Source organism: Pseudonocardia abyssalis, from assembly GCF_019263705.2.
Lineage (GTDB): Bacteria > Actinomycetota > Actinomycetes > Mycobacteriales > Pseudonocardiaceae > Pseudonocardia > Pseudonocardia abyssalis.
The window spans coordinates 2454347-2471425 of the sequence record NZ_JADQDK010000001.1 but is presented as its reverse complement, the minus strand read 5'-3'; the positions used below and the strand labels follow the sequence as shown (position 1 = coordinate 2471425).

The window sequence follows — 17079 nt, the reverse complement described above, 5'->3', positions numbered from 1 at the left end:
GCGTCCGCCGCCGTCCCCCATTCCCGATCGCCGCGAACCCTCATGGAGTCCGCCATGTACCTGCTCTACCACCTGCGCGAGAACGTCCGGGACGCGAGACACCTCGGCCCGCGCTTCCTGCTGCGTCACCTGTCGCGACTGCGTCGGGGCGATGGCGCATCCGTCCGGGTGTCCGTGAGCGGTGTCGGTCGGCTGATCCTGCGCCGCGAATCGCAGGACCTCGGTGTCGTCCGGGAGATCTTCCGGGAGGACGCCTACCGCATCCCGTCGCCCCCGCACGACCGGCAGGTGGACGAGGTCTACCGGTCCCTGCTGGCGCAGGGCCGACGCCCTGTGATCATCGATGCGGGAGCCAACAACGGTGCGAGCGCGGCGTGGTTCGCCGTCCGCTACCCCCGGGCATTGATCGTTGCCGTCGAACCCGATCCGGGGAACGCTCAGGTGGCCCGCGCCAACACCGCGCAGTTCGGGGTGTTGGTCGTGGAGGCGGCGATCGGATGCCGGTCGGGGCGGGTACGCCTGGTGGGCGGCGACGGGTCAACGGACGCCGTGCAGACCGTGCGGGGGGACGACGGCGTCCGGGTGGTGACCGTCCCGGAGATCGTCGGGGAGCAACCGCCGGGGTGCGCGCTGTTCATCGTCAAGGTCGACATCGAAGGCTTCGAGTCCGATCTGTTCGCTCATGACACCGGTTGGGTGGGGGACACCTCGGTGTTGTACGTCGAGCCGCACGACTACCTGTTCCCCGGTCGCGGCGTCACCCGCGGGATGCAGGCGGCGGCCGTCGAGCACGATCTGGAGCTGCTCGTCGCGCGGGGAAATCTCGTGTACGTCAACAAGGCGGCGGGTCCGGGCCCAGGGCCGACCAGGAGACTGCCGGAGAAGGGGTAGGCGGCGGGCAGGGTGCCTCGTGGCATGAAACCCCGCGTCGGTATCGCGAGCCCGCACCCGGCTTCCAGCGCAGATCGAAGGCGACCAACCTCGAGCAGGGTCGACCGGCGAGGGCGAGTTCGATGTCAGCCGCGGACGTTGACGGTGGCCATCATTCCGGCGTCCTCGTGGTCGAGGATGTGGCAGTGGTAGACGCTGCGCCCGGGGAAGGTGGTGAACGGGATGCGCAGCCGGACCCACCCGTTGGCCGGGATCAGGACCACGTCCTGCGGCACCCCGATCGGTAGGGCCGCGTCGCTGCTGGCCAGCACGGTGAACGGCCACACGTGCAGGTGGAACGGGTGTGCCAGCGGGCCGGTGTTGGTGACGGTCCATTCCTCGGTGGTGCCCAGGGTGATGGTCTGGTCGTCGCGGTCGCCGTCGAAGACGCGGCCGTCGATGGTGAACGCCATACCTCCCGTGCTCATGCCGCCCATGGCCATCCGGAAGGCGATCCGGCGCTGCGCGGTCGCCGGGCCGGCAGGGGGTGTCTCGGCGGGCAGGGTGGCGGGCAACGGCGGTGACGCGGAGTTTGCACCCTCGGTGACCATGGTGGCGAGGGTGATCGGTCCACCAACCGGGTCGCCGCTTCCCATGCCGCCGCCTCCCATGCCGCCCATACCGCCCATCCCGCCCTGTCCGGCAGGTTCGGCGGTGAGCGCGTGGCGGCCGGGTCCGGTGGGACGCACCACGACGTCGGCGCGGTTGCCCGGGGCGAGCACGATCCGGTCCCGGGCGACCGGGACCGGCAGGAACGTCCCGTCGTGGGCGACCTGGACGAGTTCGTGCCCGGCGAGGCGGATGTCGAGCACCCGGGAGGTGCAGGTGTTGATGAGCCGCCAGCGCTGCGCCGCGCCCGGGGTGGCGGAGACGGTGGGCTGGTGCTGGCCGTTGACCAGGACCAGCTCGCCCCGGCGGCCCATCGCTCGGTCCATGGCGCCGGTGGCGACGATCCGGCCGGCACCGTCGAGGGTGGTGTCGGAGATCAGGAGGATCCGGTCGGCGACGACGGGCAGGTCGGGTCCGCGGTCGACGAGCAGCGCGCCGACCAGCCCGCCGAAGGTCTGGTCGGCCACGGTGCCGTGGTGGTGGGCGTGGTACCAGAACGTGCCGGCCGGGTGGTCGGGCGGGATGCGGTAGAGGTAGTCGAACGTCGAACCGGGGTCGATCGTGACGAACGGGTTGTCACTGTTGCCCTGCGGTGACACGCGCAGGCCGTGGGTGTGCAGGTTGGTGGGCTGGTCGAGCCCGTTGGTCAATCGCACCGCGAGCTCGTCGCCGGGTCGGACCCGCAGCGTCGGCCCCGGTGAGGTGCCGTTGTAGCCCAGGGCGCTGGTGTCGCGCCCGGCGGTGCGTGCCCCGGCAGCGGCGGTGAGTGCGACGTCGAGCCGGCCGTCGCGGCTGTCGTGCAGCAGCGGCTGCGCCAGCTCGGCACCGGTGTCACCGGGCTGTAGCCGGTCACCCGGACCGGCGCCCGCCGTGCCGGCGATCCAGCCGGTCACACCGGCGGCGACCCCGACCGCACCGAGACCGCTCAGGACGATCACGCGGCGCCTGCTGATCGGATGCGTCATGTCAGTTCCGCGCGGCGCGTGCGGTAGGTGTGGTCGTCAATCTCGCCGCGGGCGTAGCGCTCGTCGAGGGTCCTGAGCGCAGGCAGGCGCCACGCCCCCGGGCGGGTCCCGCGCCTTTGCACCAGCCCGTAGGCCACGTAGCCGAGCAGGACCAGCCCGACCACGACGAACACCGGCCAGATCCAGAGCCAGCCCATCGAGCCGTCCATCATCGTCGTCACTCCTCTTGGGATTGCAGCGCGCCGCCGCCTGCCGGCACCACCGGACGCGACATGATCTGGCCCCCGTTCAGCCGGCGGTGAGGGTGTCCAGCGCCGCCCGGATACGCTGCCCGGCCTCGTCTGCGATCGGGCGCAGCTCCTCGCGCTCGGGGACGGTCACCATGACCTGTGGGTCCAGGGCCGAGATGATGCTCCGGTCGTCCCCGTCGGCGCGGACGACGACGTTGCAGGGCAGCAGCAGCCCGATCCGGCGGTCCACCTCCAGGACGCGGTGAGCGAGCTGGGGGTTGCAGGCGCCCAGGATGATGTAGGGCTCCATGTTCTTTCCGAGCTTCTCCTTCATGGTGGCCCGCGCGTCGATTTCGGTGAGGACGCCGAACCCCTGCTCGGCCAGAGCCTGCTTCACCGCGGGCACGGCCTTGTCGTAGGGCAGGTCCAGAGTGATCGTCATGCTGTAGTCCATTGCTGGTCCGTTCCTCTCGTAGTGACGGCTGGGACGGCCGCGGGCCACAGGGAGGCCTCGACCTGGTTGTGGCACCGTCGGCCACCGCCGCGAAGGTCGGCGACGGCTCCGTCGGACGAACTCAGGACTTGGCAAGCGGTCGGGACCCGCCCCGCAGGGTCTCCAGGGTCCGGAGGTACTGCTCCTCATCGATCTCTCCGCGGGCCAACCGGTCGGCCAGCAACAACTCAGGGGTCGGCCGGGTCACGGACGCCGGCTGATCCTCACGAGCCGAGTAGCGGAGCAGGGCGATCGCCCCGTAGATGACCAGCCCCCAGAACAGCACCATGCTGATGGTCATCAGGGCATAACCCCACACGTTCGTCTCGTTGCCGTACCAGAACATCATGGCGACTTCTCCTTGTTGATCAGTGATTGCCCGAAACGATCAGGACCGGGCGATTGTGTGTGATCGCGATCCTCGGGGCCGTCGTTGCTGTGGCCGTCCGGATCCTTGGTTCCGCTACGGGGGCTGCCGTGCATGCCGCCCATCATGAACATCATCATCAGCGGACAGAGCAGCACGAACCCGACGAGGAACAGCGTCGAGGTCGGGACGCCGAGGGCGACCGATACGAGAATCAGGACCGCCGCGGCGAGAGCGTAGAGCGGAACGTGATGTTTCATGAGGGCCCCTTCATCAGCCGGACACCACAAAGGATCCGTGCTGATCCGGCCGTGCGACACCGGCTGAATGCCCCTGCTCGCAGATCCGAAGGTCCCGTAGCCGCCGGGTTCTGACGAGTTGCCGGCGCGGCGGGCTCGGAGCACATGTCTGGCCGCTCATGTCGGGAGGACCTACCGACCCGTACCCGACGGGACCTTCGGCGCTACCGCCTGCCGGTGTGTCGTGTGGACGCTGCGAGAGCTGTCACCCATACCGAGGAGCAATCGTGCGTACACAGATCCACCGCCCGGCGCGCACCGTCGTGGTGGAGCTCGACGGGTTGCACTGGGCGACCGAGACGAAGGCGGTGGAGGCGGTCCTGGGTCGACGGCCGGGTGTCGTCGCCGTCGAGGCGAACGCGGTGGGTCAGACCGCGACGGTGACCTACGACCCTGCCACCACCACGGTCGAGGAACTCACCGGATGGGTCCGGGACTGCGGCTATCACTGCGCCGGGGAATCCGTACCGGATCACCTGTGCCCGCCGCCCGCAGCTGTCGGGGACCACGCAGCGCACGACCGGGCGGAGGTTCGGACGGGCAGCCCCGCCGAGGTGATGGGCCACGGCGGGCACGGTGAGATGTCGATGGCGGCGATGGTCGCCGATATGCGCAACCGGTTCCTCGTCGCGCTGGTCTTCGCCGTGGTCATCACGTTGTGGTCCCAGATCGGGCGCCAGGTGTTCGGGTTCACCGTGGCGGCGCCGTTCGGGCTGCGCGACGATGTGTTCCAGCTGATCCTGAGTCTGCCGGTGATCGGCTACTCGGCGTCGATCTTCTTCACCGGTGCGGTCCGGGCCCTGCGCGCCCGCACGCTGGACATGATGGTGCTGGTCGCGGTGGCGGTGGGTGCGGGCTGGGTGTACTCGGTCGGGGTCACCCTCACCGGCGGCGGGGAGGTGTTCTACGAGGCCGCGACCATCCTCACGACGTTCGTGCTGCTCGGGCACTACTTCGAGATGCGCGCCCGCGGCGGGGCCAACGAGGCCGTGCGCGCACTGCTGAAGCTGGCGCCGCCGGTGGCGATCGTCCTGCGCGATGGCGAGCCGGTGGAGATCCCGACCGACCAGGTGGTCGTGGGTGATCTGCTGCTGGTGCGGCCCGGGTCGAAGATCGCCTCCGACGGGGTGGTCACCGACGGCGAGAGCGACGTGGACGAGTCCACCGTGACCGGGGAGAGCCTGCCCGTGCACAAGGAGCCCGGGGACGAGGTCGTCGGGGCCACCATCAACACCACCGGCACGCTGCGCGTGCGGGCGACGAGGGTCGGTGCGGACACCGCGCTGGCCCAGATCGTGAAGCTGGTGCAGGAGGCGCAGAACTCCAAGGCGCCCGGGCAGCGCCTCGCGGACCGGGCCGCGTTCTGGCTGGTGTTCGTGGCGCTGGTCGGGGGCGTGGGCACGTTCGCGGTGTGGCTGCTCGCCGGGCGTCCGGTCGCTGAGGCGTTGCTGTTCGCGATCACGGTGGTCGTGGTGACCTGCCCGGACGCCCTCGGTTTGGCCACCCCGACCGCGATCATGGTGGGCACCGGGCTGGGTGCGGGTCGTGGGGTGCTGTTCAAGAACGCCACCGCGATCGAGACGTCGCAGAAGATCGACGTGGTGGTCATGGACAAGACCGGCACCCTGACCCAGGGCGCGCCCGAGGTGACCGACCTGATCGTCGAGGGGCTGCCCGAGATCGACGCGTTGGCGCTGGTCGCGGCGGTCGAGCGGGAGTCCGAGCACCCGCTCGCCGAGGCCGTGGTCCGCCACGCCGACGCCGCGGGCGCCGCGCGCCTGGCCGCGGAGGGGTTCCGCAGCGTGCCCGGGAAGGGCGCGGTCGCCACCGTCGACGGCAGGCGGGTCGCGGTGGGAAACGTCCGGCTGATGGAGGCCGAGTCCGTCGAGCTCGGCGCGCTCGGAGCGGCGCAGCAGGAGCTCGCCGCCGGTGGGCGGACCGCGGTGCTCGCCTCGGTCGACGGCCGGGCCGTCGCGGTGATCGGGATCGCCGACGCGGTGCGTCCCACCTCTGCTGCCGCGGTCGCGGAGCTGACCGGGCTCGGTGTCGAGGTGGTCATGCTGACCGGGGACAACGCCGCGACCGCGCAGCGGATCGGTGAGCAACTGGGCGTGACCACGGTGATCGCCGAGGTGCTGCCGGGGGACAAGGCGGCGAAAGTCAAGGAATTGATGGACGGTGGGCGTCGGGTGGCGATGGTCGGTGACGGCGTGAACGACGCCCCAGCACTGGCGCAGGCCGATCTCGGGATCGCGATCGGCGCCGGCACCGACGTGGCCGTGGAGACCGCTGATGTCGTCCTGATGCGATCCGATCCCCTCGACGTCGCGGTGGCACTGCGGATCGGACGGGGGACGGTGCGCAAGATGCGCCAGAACCTGGGCTGGGCGATCGGCTACAACGCCATCGCGCTCCCGATCGCGGCCGGGGTGTTCGAGCCCGCCTTCGGGCTGGTGCTGCGCCCGGAGATCGCGGCGATCACCATGGCCGGGTCCAGCATCATCGTCGCGGTGAACGCGCTGACCCTCAAACGGCTCCGGCTGCCCGAGCCGGTCGTTGCGCCGCGCGCCTCAATCGGCACACCATCGGTCGGGCCGGTCATTGCGCCCGCCGACGCGCAGCGGCATTGAGATGCCGGTGCGAAACCGCGCTGACCTCGCGTCGCTGTCGAGGGTCACGGGCCGGCCCGTCGGCGCGCCGGTAGGCACTCGTCGATGACGGTTGCCCCGGCGACCGGAGGACGCCCGGCAGCGCTGACCCACCGGCCGTCACCCCTGCGGATGCTGTTGATCACAGGTGCTCTCGGGGCATGCTTCCTGGGCGTCCGGTGGGGGCTGCGGGACGCGCCACTGCTGTGGTTCGCCGCGTTGAGGGCGCTGCTCGGCGGGACCGCCCTGGCCGTCGTCGCCGCGGTCCAGCGCCGGCCGCTACCCCGATCGATCGGGAGCTGGAGCAGCATCGGGGCGCTCGGATTGGTCAACGTCAGCCTGGCGTTCGCGGCGATGTTCGCCGGCATCGCGGGGTTGGCCACCGGCACCGCCGCGGTCCTGGCGAACGCCCAGCCCCTGTTGATCCTGCTGCCCGCCTGGTGGTTGTTTGGCGAGCGGGTGACGGCGCGGGCCGGTATCGCGCTCGCGGTCGGGTTCGGCGGGCTGCTCGTCGTCGCGGTGCCCGGTGGCGGCGGGCAGGGAGCGCTGCTTTCGCTGCTCGCGGCCGTCGCGGTCACCGCAGGGACCCTCATGGTCCGGCGCCTGGGCGACATCGACATCGTCGTGGCCAGCGCCGCGCACTTCCTGATCGGCGGAGTGGTCCTGGCTGGCGCCGCCCTGCTCATGGAGGGCGTCCCGGACATCGCCTGGACGCCGCGGTTCGTCGCCGTGCTCGCCTTCCTCGGGCTGGTCGCGACCGCGGCGACCACGCTGGCCTGGTTCGTGGAGACCCAGCGCAGCCCGCTGTCCTCGCTGACGCCGTGGATGTTCCTCGTCCCCGTCTTCGGTCTCGTGGTCGGCATCGTCGTGCTGGGTGAACGCCCCGACGCCTGGACGGTCACGGGCGTCGCACTGGTGCTGGTCAGCATGCGGGTGGCGTTGAGACACCAGTCGGTGGCGCCTACCCGGGCGCCGGTTTGAACCGTCCCGGCGTGTCCGGAGAGCTAACGGGTTGAGTGCTCTGGCTCGGGTTGGCCGTGATGTCGACGCTAGTGGGCGGTCTCCAGCTCGGCCGGGGGCAGGTCTGCAGCGGCGGAGTGCAGGCGTCGGTGGTTGAACCAGTCGACGTGTTCGAGGGTGGCGATCTCGACCTGCTCGACGGTGCGCCAGGGTCCTCTGAGTTTGATGAGCTCGGTCTTGAACAGCCCGATCGTCGACTCCGCGAGGGCGTTGTCGTAGGCGTGGCCCACCGAGCCGCCCGACGGCGCGGCCCCAGCGGCGGCGAGGCGCTCGGTGTAGGCGATGGAGCGGTAATGCACGCTGCGGTCGACGATGCAACAGCACTATGAATCCCGTCATCTCGCCCAGATGGAGCCGGTCCGATCGCGACCAGCGGGCAACCGCCGGACCGCCGCTCGTGAGCACGTCAGGCATCCGTGCATCACGCGTGACTACAACGCTGCTGCATAGCAATGGCAGTAGCGGTAGTTCGTTAGAAGGTGGAGCGAAGAGGTCACGCGGTGTCACCGGAGGGATCGCCCGGTCGTGGCGGATTCAGATTGTTAGCGTCATGTCACTGTGAGCAGCAACGTAGTGAGGGTCGGGCGGGTCCTCGTCATGCTGCTCGTCACGCTCGTGATCGTCGCGCAGGCGGCGGCATCCTGTCCGCCGCTCCAGGTGACCGCCCATGCGGCCGGAGGGCCGACACAGAGCGAGCACTGTGAAGGTCACGGACCGGTCGAGGACGACGCGGCGCCCGAACTCCGGCGGGGTGCGGTCGATCACGAGGCCCTCGCTCCCGTGCTGGCTGTCATCACCGCCTCCCAGACACGGGCGGCCGGTCACCCGCGTCGACGTACGCCTCGACGTCCGCCCCCGGCGGGTCGAGCGCTCCTCCATCGGTTGTGCATCGCCCGGACGTGACGGGACCTGCCCAGGTCCCCGTCCGTCCGCGCCGGCGTGCGCGCCTCGAGGAAGCAACTCCGTGACTCTTCCCGCTCTCACCCCGGTCCGTCCCGACGACGAACCGCGCACCTCCCCGACGCTGCGGCTGCCCCTGGTCGTCGGTAACACTCCACTCGTCCGCATCGACCGTCCCTTCACCGCCGACGACCGCGGCTTCTGGGCCAAACTCGAGGGCTTCAACCCCGGCGGGATCAAGGACCGCCCGGCCCTGCACATGGTCCGCCGCGCTCGAGAGCGCGGCGACCTTGCCGACGGGGCCCGCATCGTCGAGTCCACCAGCGGCACGCTCGGACTCGGGCTCGCGCTCGCCGGCATCGCCTACGGCCACCCCGTGACGCTGGTCAGCGACCCGGGTATGGAGCCGCTGATGCAGCGCATGCTGCGTGCGTACGGAGCCGAGCTGCACACCGTCGACCAGCCCTGCCGTGAAGGTGGCTGGCAGGAGGCGCGGCGGCGGGCGGTCCGGCACATCCTGGCCGGGGACCCCGGTGCGTACTGCCCGGACCAGTACCACAACCCCGACAACGTGGCGTCCTACGCCCCGATGGCGCACGAGTTGCTGGAGCAGACCGGCGGTCTCGACGTGCTGGTGTGCTCGGTGGGCACCGGCGGGCACTCGGCCGGGCTCAGCGCGGTGCTCCGCGTCCACCAGCCGCACCTGCGGGTGGTCGGCGTCGACGCGGTCGGATCGACGATCTTCGGCCAGCCTGCGCGTCCCCGGCTCATGCGTGGGCTCGGATCGAGCATCCTCCCGCGCAACGTCGCCTATCCGACGTTCGACGAGGTGCACTGGGTCGCGCCCGCGGAGGCCGTGTGGGCGTGCCGCAGGCTCGCGGCGACGACGTACGCCAGCGGCGGGTGGAGCGTCGGTGCGGTCGGATTGGTCTCGTCGTGGGTCGCCCGGACCAGTGCGCCAGGCACGCGGATCGTCGCGGTGTTCCCGGACGGGCCCCAGCGATACTTCGACACCGTCTACAACGACGAGTTCTGCCGGACCAACGGGCTGCTCGACGTCGATCCCCGGCCGGACCCGGATCTGATCGAGCACACGTCCCACCGCGAGGTCACCCGGTGGACCCGGTGCACGACCGTCACCGATCCGGCCGGGCCGGCGGCGGCGCGGCGCCGGTGATGCGTGTGCTGGCCCAGTACCGCTCGTTCCCGAGGTCCGTGCAGCTGCTGCTGCTCAACCAGCTGACGATCAACCTCGGCTTCTACATGCTCATCCCGTACCTCGCCGCGCACCTGTCCGACGGCCTCGGGCTGGCGACCTGGCTGGTGGGGCTGGTGCTGGGGGTGCGCAATTTCGCCCAACAGGGGATGTTCCTGGTCGGTGGCGCCCTGGCCGACCGGTTCGGGTACAAACCCCTCATCGTGGCCGGATGTGCCCTGCGTACGGTCGGTTTCGCACTGCTCGGCGTCGTCGACTCCTTGCCCGCGCTCATCGTCGCCTCGGCGGCGACGGGGTTCGCCGGGGCACTGTTCAACCCGGCGGTGCGGGCCTACCTCGCGCAGGATGCGGGTGAGCGCCGGGTCGAGGCATTCGCGTTGTTCAGCGTCTTCTACCAGGCCGGGATCCTGCTCGGGCCGCTCATCGGTCTCGCCCTCACCGGCGTCTCGTTCTCGTTGACCTGCCTGGTGTCGGCGGGAGTGTTCGCGCTGCTCACGGTGCTGCAGATCCGCGCCCTGCCGTCCAGCGGTGGCGCGGCCGACGGTTCTCCCGGTCGGGACGCGGCCGGCTGGCGGGACATCGTCGGCAATCGCCCGTTCCTGCTGTTCGCCGCGGCGATGGCGGGCTCCTACGTCCTGTCGTTCCAGGTCTACCTGGCGTTGCCGCTCCAGGCAGCGACAGTGACCGCGACCGCGGCCCACGCCACCATGCTGGTGGCCGCGCTGTTCGCGGTGTCCGGGCTGGTCACCATCGTGGGGCAGCTGCGGGTCACGGCGTGGTGCCGCGAGCGGCTCGGTCCCGCCCGGTCCATGGTTCTCGGGCTGGTCACCCTGGGCGCGGCGTTCCTGCCACCACTGGCGACGTCCGCGCTGCCGGGCGGTGGGGGAGTGCTCGGTGCCATCGCCCTGGTTCTGTCCGCCGGGGTCCTCGCGCTCGGAACGGCGATCCTGTTCCCCTTCGAGATGAGCACGATCGTCGCGCTGTCGGGCAACCGGAGGGTCGCCACCCACTACGGCCTGTACAACACGGTGTGCGGGGTCGGGATCCTGCTGGGCAACCTCGGCACGGGCTGGGCGCTGGACCTGGCCCGCTCCTCCGGGCTCCCGGTGGCGCCGTGGCTGGTGCTGATAGTCGTCGGTACGGGGTGCGCGGCAGCGGTGCGGTCGCTGCGTCACCGCGGCCTGTTGCCCGCCGAGGAGCAACGGCGCCTCCGCGGCGGTCGGCACCGCCTGCGGCGATCGGACGCCGGGCGAGCCCGGCCCGGTGTTCCGGCCGGTGTCCCGACCCGACCCGTCGAGCCGCGGGCCGGAGTCGCCGGCGGTCGTGTCGGTCCCCTTCCTGCGCGTCCGGCGTTACGGATGGAGGCGGGGACCCGCACCGACGAGCGCCTCATCCGGCGATGACGAAGGCCCGGTCGGCGGCCCATGCCCGGGTCTCCTCGGCGGTTCGCCGCCAGTCCGTACGCAGGGTGGCCGCGCTTGGAGACGTGCGTGTGCTGTCGTCATGGACCTCCATGTGGTGGACCAGTTCCGGATCGGCGCCGACGAGGACCCGCCGCCCGCCCAGACGTGCGGCGGCACCGACGTCGGCGGCGATCCGTACCGCAGCCCGGATCAGGGTGCGGGCGGTGACGCCGTCCGACTGCGGGAGGAGGTTGGGCCGGGGGAAGGGCAGGTACCCCTGCAGCGCGAGGCAGGTCGCGGTGTCCCACGCTCCACCGGCGAACGGCATCCTGCGCAGCAGCGCCGCGTCGGCGCGCAGCGCCCGGGCCCGTACGCCGAACGTGCTGGTGGTGGACTGCGCGCGGAACCACTGAACCGACCCGGCTGCGCGTGCGTCCGGGTCCCCTTCCGCGCCCGGCTCGGCTCGCACCGCGGGGCGGTGCCATGGGGAGGCGGTGTCCAGGGCGTCCGAACCGTAGAGCGCGAAGTAGTCGACCTCGGGGAACGCGGCTGCGGCCGCCATCAGCGAGCTCAGCGCGTCGGGCCGGTAGAGGTAGTCGTCCTCGGCGAACCACACGAGCTCCCGGTCACCGGTGCACAGCGCCGCCTGCCGAGCGACGGCGGTCCGGAACGTGGCGCGATTGCTGCCACCCACGATCCGGCGGACGTGGCCGTGGCGCCTCATCAGGGCCAGCCGTTCGGCGGGCAGGACGCCGTCGTTGAGGAAGACCAGTCGTGGCTCGGTCGGCAGCGCCTCGGCGGCCCGCAGGATGGACGCGAGGGCCAGGTCCTTGCCGTAGAAGTGCGGGCGCGGCTTGCCGTTCTCGGCGTCGGTCGAGCGGTACACGATCGTCAGCCGGGTGGGGGTGGGGGTGCTCACGCTGTGGTCGACCTCCGGGTTCAGGTGCGGCTTCGACGCTAGGTAGAACTTCGCAATCGGGTGGTGAGTGATCGGCAAGCGTTTGGGCAACGAGCCCGGGCGTCGCCGCCACGCCACGCGACTGGTGTGTTGACAGCTGCGGTCCGCACGGTCGAGATCCTGATCTGTGCCGGGCCCTTACTACTACAGTGCATAGTAGTTGCGTGCGGGCGATCGGACGCGGCTGATATGCGATCGACGACCGGAAGACGCCAGGAGGAACGCATGACGCTCCGACAGCTGCCGGCGGGTCCGCCGCTGACCCGACGACGGTTCCTGGCGGTCTCCGCCGGCGCAGCGCTGCTCGCCGGCTGTACCGCCGGGCAGGCCGCTCCTCCCAATCCGGTCGGGCCGTTCTCGCCTCGGATCATGGAGCTGGAGCAGGCCCGCACCCGTCCGGGGCAGCGCATCGTCGACGCGGTTCTGCGCGCCGCTCCCGCCGAGGTGGACCTCGGCGGGGCGCGGGTCGCCACCTGGACCTACGGCGGTGAGCTACCGGGCCGAGAGATCCGGGTCCGTCGTGGGGACCTGCTGCGGGCCCGGCTCGACAACGCCCTGCCTCAGCCCACGACCGTGCACCGGCACGGGCTCGCGCTGCGCAACGACATGGACGGAGTACCAGGGCTGGCCCCAGCCGGAGGTCGCGCCGGGTGCGACGTTCGACTACGCGTTCACGGTGCCCGACGCCGGCACCTACTGGTTCCACCCGCACGTCGGCGCGCAGCTGGACCGGGGCCTCTACGCGCCGTTGATCGTGGAGGACCCGGACGAGCCCGCCGACTACGACCAGGAGCTGGTCGTCGTGTTCGACGACGCTCGACGGCACCGGCCGCGATCCCGACCAGGTGCTGACCGACCTGCTCGCCAACGGCATGGGCGGGATGGACATGGGCGACGGGGCAGGCGCCATGACGATGCCGCGGTCGGACCTGCTCGGCGGTGATGCAGGGGACGTCACCTACCCGTACTTCCTGGCCAACGGGCGCACCGCCGACGCCGCCCGCCCCTGGACGTGCTATCTGGTCAGCGGATCCGGCTCCGGATGATCAACGCATCCGCCGACACCGCGTTCCGGGTCGGCGTGCCCGGCACGCCGATGACGGTCACGCACACCGACGGGTTCCCGGTCGTCCCTACCCGCGTCGAAGCGGTGCTGCTCGGCATGGGCGAGCGCGTCGACGCGGTGGTCGAGGTGCCGGACGCGGTGGTGCTGCTGCTCGGCCTGGCCGAGGGCAAGGACGGGGTCACCCAGGTGCTGCTGCGCGTGGGCCCGGGAGCCGCACCTGACGTGATGGCGGCTGCTGCTGCGCTGCGCGGGAGCCCGGTCACCCCGATGAGCGACCTGTCGGCCGCGGAGTCCGTGGTGTTGCCCGACCGGGAGCCCGACGTCGTGCAACCCATGACGCTCGGCGGACCGGAGCCCGGCTACACCTGGACGATCAACGGCCGGACCTACGACCCGGCGGCCGGGGTCCCGGTCCGGGAGGGGTAGCGGGTGCGGCTGCGGTTCGAGAACCCCACGTCGATGTTCCATCCGATGCACCTGCACGGGCACACGTTCCAGGTCCGCGGCGCGGGTGGTGTGGGTCCGCGCAAGGACACCGCGATCGTGTTCCCCGGGCAGGCGCTCGAAGTCGACTTCGACGCTGACAACGCCGGTCAGTGGCTGACCCACTGCCACAACGTCTACCACGGCGAGGCCGGGATGACGGTCGAGTCGTACGTCGACTCGTAGGCGGCGCTCGCCGCTCGCGCTCAGCGCAGCAGCAGGGCCACACCGGCGCCCACGGACGCGATACCGGTCGACAGCATCACCAGCTGCCGCCCGTACCGCGTGTGCCGGGGGAGCGACCGGAGTGGGAAGAGCAGCTGCCGGCCGAACGTGTACGCCGCGATTGTGGCGACGAACACCGCCCCCGCAGGCTCGGTGTCGACGACCAGCAGGACGGTGCCCGCGACCGAGCCGATCAGCAGGGCGCACGCCGACTCCACCAGCTGGGTCGGGATCCGGCGCACACCCAGGCGCCGGTCGGACGACCAGAGCCCCCACCGTGAGGCGGTCACCCGGCCGGCACAACAACCGCCGAGGAAGCAGCCCACCCGCCCGATCGCCATCCCGGCCATCAGGCCGGGCGCGGTCACGTCCATCAGTCGGCCGACCGGGAGCCCGAGCAGTAGTGCGCCCATGACGACGGTGCCGATCGCGGCGAGCACGAAGCCCTGGATACACATGCCCGTGACCCGAACCGGCGTCTCCGGGCCCCGGGGGTATTCGAGGCGGTAGTACAGCCGCGCTCCGCCGAGGCCGAGCAGGCAGGCCACGAGCGACAGGACCGACAGCTGGCCCGTGGGCAGTCCGAACCGGGACGCGAGAACGCCCTGCAGGATCAGGGCCACGGCAGCGCCAGAGCCGACCAACGCGGGCCAGGCGCCGATCCGGACCCCGGGTGCCCGTACGCGGATGAGTGGGGCGTAACCGGTGCTCGTCTCGACCTGGGCCGTTGCGGGCACAGATCGGTCGGGGCCGGACGGGTCGACGACGGAACGGGCCTGCACGGTCCAGCCGCCGGGCGTGATGCCCTCGATGCGGCGGGTCAATGAGACGGTTCCGCTGCCCGGAACGACGCCGGCGATGGTGTCGACGACGTCGAAGGTATCGCCCGGTGCGGGTGGGTTCGTCGCTCCCGCCCGCAGGCCCACGAACCGCACGGTGAGCGGGTACGGCTCCCCGTCCCGCGGTGCGTCGAAGGTGAGGGTGATGCCGAGTGCCTGCGGGTCTAATCCCTCGACCGGACCGCAATTGGCCTGCGTGGCCTGCAGCGACGAACCGACGGTGAGTGTCGCGGACGGGGGCGTCGACGGTCCGGGTCGTGCGGAGCGGGGTTGCTGCCGGGCCGTCGCCCCGGGGGTGCCGTGGCCGGCCGGAGAGGTTCGGTCCGATGGCCGGGCTCACGCAGCAGGACCTCCGGTGTCGAAGTCGTTCCGGCGGCCGGACGCCGCGTCGTCGCGGCGGGCGGGGGCACCGCCCGTGCGCGCCTGCGTTGCTCGCGCTCGGCACGGCGGCGTTGTTCTCGGCCCACGTCTCGATCTCCTGTTCCCGGTCTGGCGACGGACCGGTGGTTCACCGGCACCGTGGGCAGCGGAGCCGCGGTCCGGCAAGGTGCCAGCCGAGCGCGAGGACGCTGTCGGTTCCCTCGCGGGCGTCCGTGAAGTGCACGTCGTCGGTGCCGTCGCCGTGAGTGGTGTGACACTCCACGCACCTGGCGGTGAAGCAGGTCGGGTCGGTCCCCGGCCGAGGCTCGTGCATGTGCCGACCTTCGGCGTCGATCCGGACGGCGCAGCCCGCTTCCGGGCGGAGCATGCCGACGACGATGTCCGGGTCGTGCGGACGGCGCCAGCCGCCGCCCAGGACGACCACGGCGCAGATGAGCCCGACGACCGCCGCAGGGATGCCGGCGAAGACCAGTACCGCGCTCCAGGTGCTCACCGGTACTGCCGCCGGATCCGGGCCCCGCTGGTCGATCGACGTCGTCGTCGCGTTCCGGGCAGGCGATGCACGGGGCCTCCGCTCGATGCCAAACTACGTAGTATCTCAGTAATTTAGCGGCGGGGCGTCAAAACCCGGTGACGTGCTGGACCCGCGCGGCACTCGGCGAGGTGGAGGAGCCGCACAGGTTCTGGGTGCGGAGGTGTTGGGCTACAGGCCGAACGGCAGGACGCCGCACGCGACGGCGCCGACCAGCGTGGGTCCGGCCAGCAGCGTGACGGAGCCGGCGGTGAGCAGGGTTCGGGCCCGACGCAGTGCCCCGCGATCGGGTGGCGACGCGAGTCGCTGGGCGCGCTCCGTCACGTCGGTGGCCGCGGCCGCCAGCGCGGAACCGGGCATGCCGACCGGGGCGGAGAGCGTCACCAGGGCCCTGAGAAGGTCGCGGGCGCTGCGGCTGTCATGGATCGCCGCGTCGTCCGCGCACATCTCCACCAGCCGGGCGAGCTCGCGCCGGCCCGTGGTGAACAGGCGCACCCGCGGCATGATCCGGGCCAACGCGCCGCTGAGGCCGAGCACCAGGTGATGGCGGCCCGCGAGGTGGGCCCGTTCGTGCGCGAGGATGACGCCGAGCTGGTCCTGGTCGAGTGACTGCAGGGCCGGGCGGCTCAACACGATCGTCGGCGGGCGCCCGGCGACCGCGTAGACCACCCTCTCCGGCACGTCCAGGATGACCGCGCCGAGTGTGCTGTCGTGGTGTCCGAGGAGGCGGGCGTCGTCGGCGTGGCGGTGGGTCAGGGTGCGCGCCCGGAGCAGCGCGCGGCCCAGCCCGAACGAGGCACCGACGGTGCCGGCGACCAGCGCCACCGCAGTCCCGATCGCCAGCCACTGCCCGACCGAGCCGTGCGCACCGAGCGCCGCGGCGCAGAAGGACGCGGCGCACCGGCCCACGACATGGCGGACCTCGGGGGAGAGGAGCACCTCGACCGCGGCCAGTACCACGGCGCTCAGCCAGGCCACGAGGACGCCAACGATGGCCGCCAACCAGATCGTGACCCCGAACGTGGGAGCTCGATCCAACAGCGCGCGGCGGTAGAGGACACGCGGCGCCACAACCGCCACCACGAACCCGTAGACGATCAGGCACGCCGCGGCGGTCATCGCGGCGGCTCCTCCATGGTGGCCAGCAGTTCGGCCAGTCGGCGACTGTCGGCCGGATCGATGCGCTCGACGAAGTGACTCAGGACCGCACGCGGGTCCCCACCGCTGCCCAAGGCCTCGCGCATCAGTTCGGCACTGTGTTCGGCCCTGCTGGAGGTGGTGCGGTAGCGGTGCTTGCGACCTTCGCGGACGCGGGTCAACCTGCCCTTGCGGTGCAGGTTGTGCACGGTGCTCATGACCGTCGTGTACGCGATGTCCCGGTCCGCCTGCATCCTCTCGTGCACCTGCGGGATCGTCGCCCCGTCCGGGAACGCCCACAGGTGCTCCATCACCGCCGCCTCCAGCTCGCCGAACCCGCGCATCACGACCCCCTCCCGGTCCGCTCAGCGTAGCTGC

Annotated in this window: 20 protein-coding genes and 2 pseudogenes; 10 read left to right on the top strand and 12 right to left on the bottom strand. The window is 71.5% G+C overall.

Going from position 1 to position 17079, the window contains the following annotated elements; all coding sequences use genetic code 11:
• Nucleotides 1-54: 54 nt before the first annotated feature.
• Nucleotides 55-891 (top strand): FkbM family methyltransferase, encoded by an 837-nt coding sequence (locus tag I4I81_RS11765; RefSeq protein ID WP_218600860.1) that lies wholly within the window; start codon nucleotides 55-57, stop codon nucleotides 889-891.
• A gap of 125 nt (nucleotides 892-1016) precedes the next feature.
• Here I4I81_RS11765 and I4I81_RS11760 read toward each other — a convergent pair whose 3' ends face one another.
• The 5 genes from I4I81_RS11760 to I4I81_RS11740 form a co-directional block, all read right to left on the bottom strand.
• Nucleotides 1017-2504: a multicopper oxidase family protein gene (locus I4I81_RS11760; RefSeq protein WP_218616031.1), complete on the bottom strand. Its 1488-nt coding sequence runs from the start codon at nucleotides 2502-2504 to the stop codon at nucleotides 1017-1019.
• Nucleotides 2501-2716: an SHOCT domain-containing protein gene (locus tag I4I81_RS11755; protein ID WP_218601324.1), complete on the bottom strand. Its 216-nt coding sequence runs from the start codon at nucleotides 2714-2716 to the stop codon at nucleotides 2501-2503. Before I4I81_RS11755 ends, I4I81_RS11760 begins: the two co-directional genes overlap by 4 nt.
• A gap of 76 nt (nucleotides 2717-2792) precedes the next feature.
• On the bottom strand, nucleotides 2793-3188 hold the full coding sequence (locus I4I81_RS11750; protein WP_218601295.1) for a DUF302 domain-containing protein: 396 nt from the start codon (nucleotides 3186-3188) through the stop codon (nucleotides 2793-2795).
• A gap of 121 nt (nucleotides 3189-3309) precedes the next feature.
• Nucleotides 3310-3576, bottom strand: a complete 267-nt coding sequence (locus I4I81_RS11745; protein ID WP_218601296.1) for an SHOCT domain-containing protein — start codon at nucleotides 3574-3576, stop codon at nucleotides 3310-3312.
• Complete coding sequence (locus tag I4I81_RS11740; RefSeq protein WP_218601297.1) at nucleotides 3573-3854, bottom strand: DUF2933 domain-containing protein; 282 nt, start codon at nucleotides 3852-3854, stop codon at nucleotides 3573-3575. Before I4I81_RS11740 ends, I4I81_RS11745 begins: the two co-directional genes overlap by 4 nt.
• A 266-nt stretch (nucleotides 3855-4120) precedes the next feature.
• Between I4I81_RS11740 and I4I81_RS11735 the strand changes: the two genes are divergently transcribed.
• Both I4I81_RS11735 and I4I81_RS11730 read left to right on the top strand, forming a co-directional pair.
• The gene (locus I4I81_RS11735; RefSeq protein WP_226363894.1) at nucleotides 4121-6523 is read left to right on the top strand and encodes a heavy metal translocating P-type ATPase; all 2403 of its coding nucleotides are present in this window, start codon (nucleotides 4121-4123) and stop codon (nucleotides 6521-6523) included.
• Between the two features lie 150 nt (nucleotides 6524-6673).
• Complete coding sequence (locus I4I81_RS11730) at nucleotides 6674-7522, top strand: DMT family transporter (RefSeq protein ID WP_218601299.1); 849 nt, start codon at nucleotides 6674-6676, stop codon at nucleotides 7520-7522.
• Between the two features lie 68 nt (nucleotides 7523-7590).
• On the opposite strand, the pseudogene I4I81_RS11725 reads toward I4I81_RS11730, so the two are convergent.
• A pseudogene (locus I4I81_RS11725) lies at nucleotides 7591-7869 on the bottom strand (integrase core domain-containing protein); the annotation flags it as partial.
• 226 nt (nucleotides 7870-8095) lie between these two features.
• A complete protein-coding gene (locus I4I81_RS11720; protein ID WP_218601327.1) occupies nucleotides 8096-8326 on the bottom strand; it encodes a hypothetical protein in 231 nt (76 codons plus the stop codon).
• Nucleotides 8327-8585: 259 nt separating this feature from the next.
• On the opposite strand from I4I81_RS11720, the gene I4I81_RS11715 reads away from it, so the two are divergent.
• A complete protein-coding gene (locus I4I81_RS11715; RefSeq protein WP_225925431.1) occupies nucleotides 8586-9638 on the top strand; it encodes a PLP-dependent cysteine synthase family protein in 1053 nt (350 codons plus the stop codon).
• Entirely contained in the window at nucleotides 9578-11080 is a 1503-nt protein-coding gene (locus I4I81_RS11710) for an MDR family MFS transporter (RefSeq protein ID WP_372453526.1), read from the top strand. The genes I4I81_RS11715 and I4I81_RS11710 overlap by 61 nt, the downstream gene beginning before the upstream one ends.
• On the opposite strand, the gene I4I81_RS11705 is transcribed toward I4I81_RS11710, so the two are convergent.
• Nucleotides 11067-11999 carry a hypothetical protein gene (locus tag I4I81_RS11705; protein WP_218601302.1) on the bottom strand — a complete coding sequence of 311 codons (933 nt, stop codon included), beginning with the start codon at nucleotides 11997-11999 and terminating at the stop codon, nucleotides 11067-11069. The genes I4I81_RS11710 and I4I81_RS11705 overlap by 14 nt on opposite strands.
• 228 nt (nucleotides 12000-12227) lie before the next feature.
• Here I4I81_RS11705 and I4I81_RS31415 point away from each other — a divergent pair.
• The 5 genes and pseudogenes from I4I81_RS31415 to I4I81_RS11685 all read left to right on the top strand — a co-directional run.
• Nucleotides 12228-12608: pseudogene (locus I4I81_RS31415) on the top strand (cupredoxin domain-containing protein); the annotation flags it as partial.
• Nucleotides 12526-12981 (top strand): multicopper oxidase domain-containing protein, encoded by a 456-nt coding sequence (locus tag I4I81_RS31410; RefSeq protein ID WP_308187768.1) that lies wholly within the window; start codon nucleotides 12526-12528, stop codon nucleotides 12979-12981. The pseudogene I4I81_RS31415 and the gene I4I81_RS31410, both read left to right, overlap by 83 nt.
• Complete coding sequence (locus I4I81_RS11695) at nucleotides 12884-13084, top strand: cupredoxin domain-containing protein (RefSeq protein ID WP_225926489.1); 201 nt, start codon at nucleotides 12884-12886, stop codon at nucleotides 13082-13084. The genes I4I81_RS31410 and I4I81_RS11695 overlap by 98 nt, the downstream gene beginning before the upstream one ends.
• Complete coding sequence (locus I4I81_RS11690; RefSeq protein WP_267460788.1) at nucleotides 13081-13530, top strand: cupredoxin domain-containing protein; 450 nt, start codon at nucleotides 13081-13083, stop codon at nucleotides 13528-13530. Before I4I81_RS11695 ends, I4I81_RS11690 begins: the two co-directional genes overlap by 4 nt.
• Before the next feature lie 3 nt (nucleotides 13531-13533).
• A complete protein-coding gene (locus I4I81_RS11685) occupies nucleotides 13534-13773 on the top strand; it encodes a multicopper oxidase domain-containing protein (protein WP_226363892.1) in 240 nt (79 codons plus the stop codon).
• Nucleotides 13774-13793: 20 nt separating this feature from the next.
• Here I4I81_RS11685 and I4I81_RS11680 read toward each other — a convergent pair whose 3' ends face one another.
• The 4 genes from I4I81_RS11680 to I4I81_RS11665 form a co-directional block, all read right to left on the bottom strand.
• Nucleotides 13794-14747, bottom strand: a complete 954-nt coding sequence (locus I4I81_RS11680) for a prolipoprotein diacylglyceryl transferase (protein ID WP_218616030.1) — start codon at nucleotides 14745-14747, stop codon at nucleotides 13794-13796.
• 412 nt (nucleotides 14748-15159) lie between these two features.
• Nucleotides 15160-15525 (bottom strand): hypothetical protein, encoded by a 366-nt coding sequence (locus I4I81_RS11675; protein ID WP_218601304.1) that lies wholly within the window; start codon nucleotides 15523-15525, stop codon nucleotides 15160-15162.
• Between the two features lie 210 nt (nucleotides 15526-15735).
• Nucleotides 15736-16683 (bottom strand): M56 family metallopeptidase, encoded by a 948-nt coding sequence (locus I4I81_RS11670; RefSeq protein WP_218601305.1) that lies wholly within the window; start codon nucleotides 16681-16683, stop codon nucleotides 15736-15738.
• Nucleotides 16680-17045 carry a BlaI/MecI/CopY family transcriptional regulator gene (locus tag I4I81_RS11665; RefSeq protein WP_218601306.1) on the bottom strand — a complete coding sequence of 122 codons (366 nt, stop codon included), beginning with the start codon at nucleotides 17043-17045 and terminating at the stop codon, nucleotides 16680-16682. The genes I4I81_RS11670 and I4I81_RS11665 overlap by 4 nt, the downstream gene beginning before the upstream one ends.
• Between the last annotated feature and the right edge of the window lie 34 nt (nucleotides 17046-17079).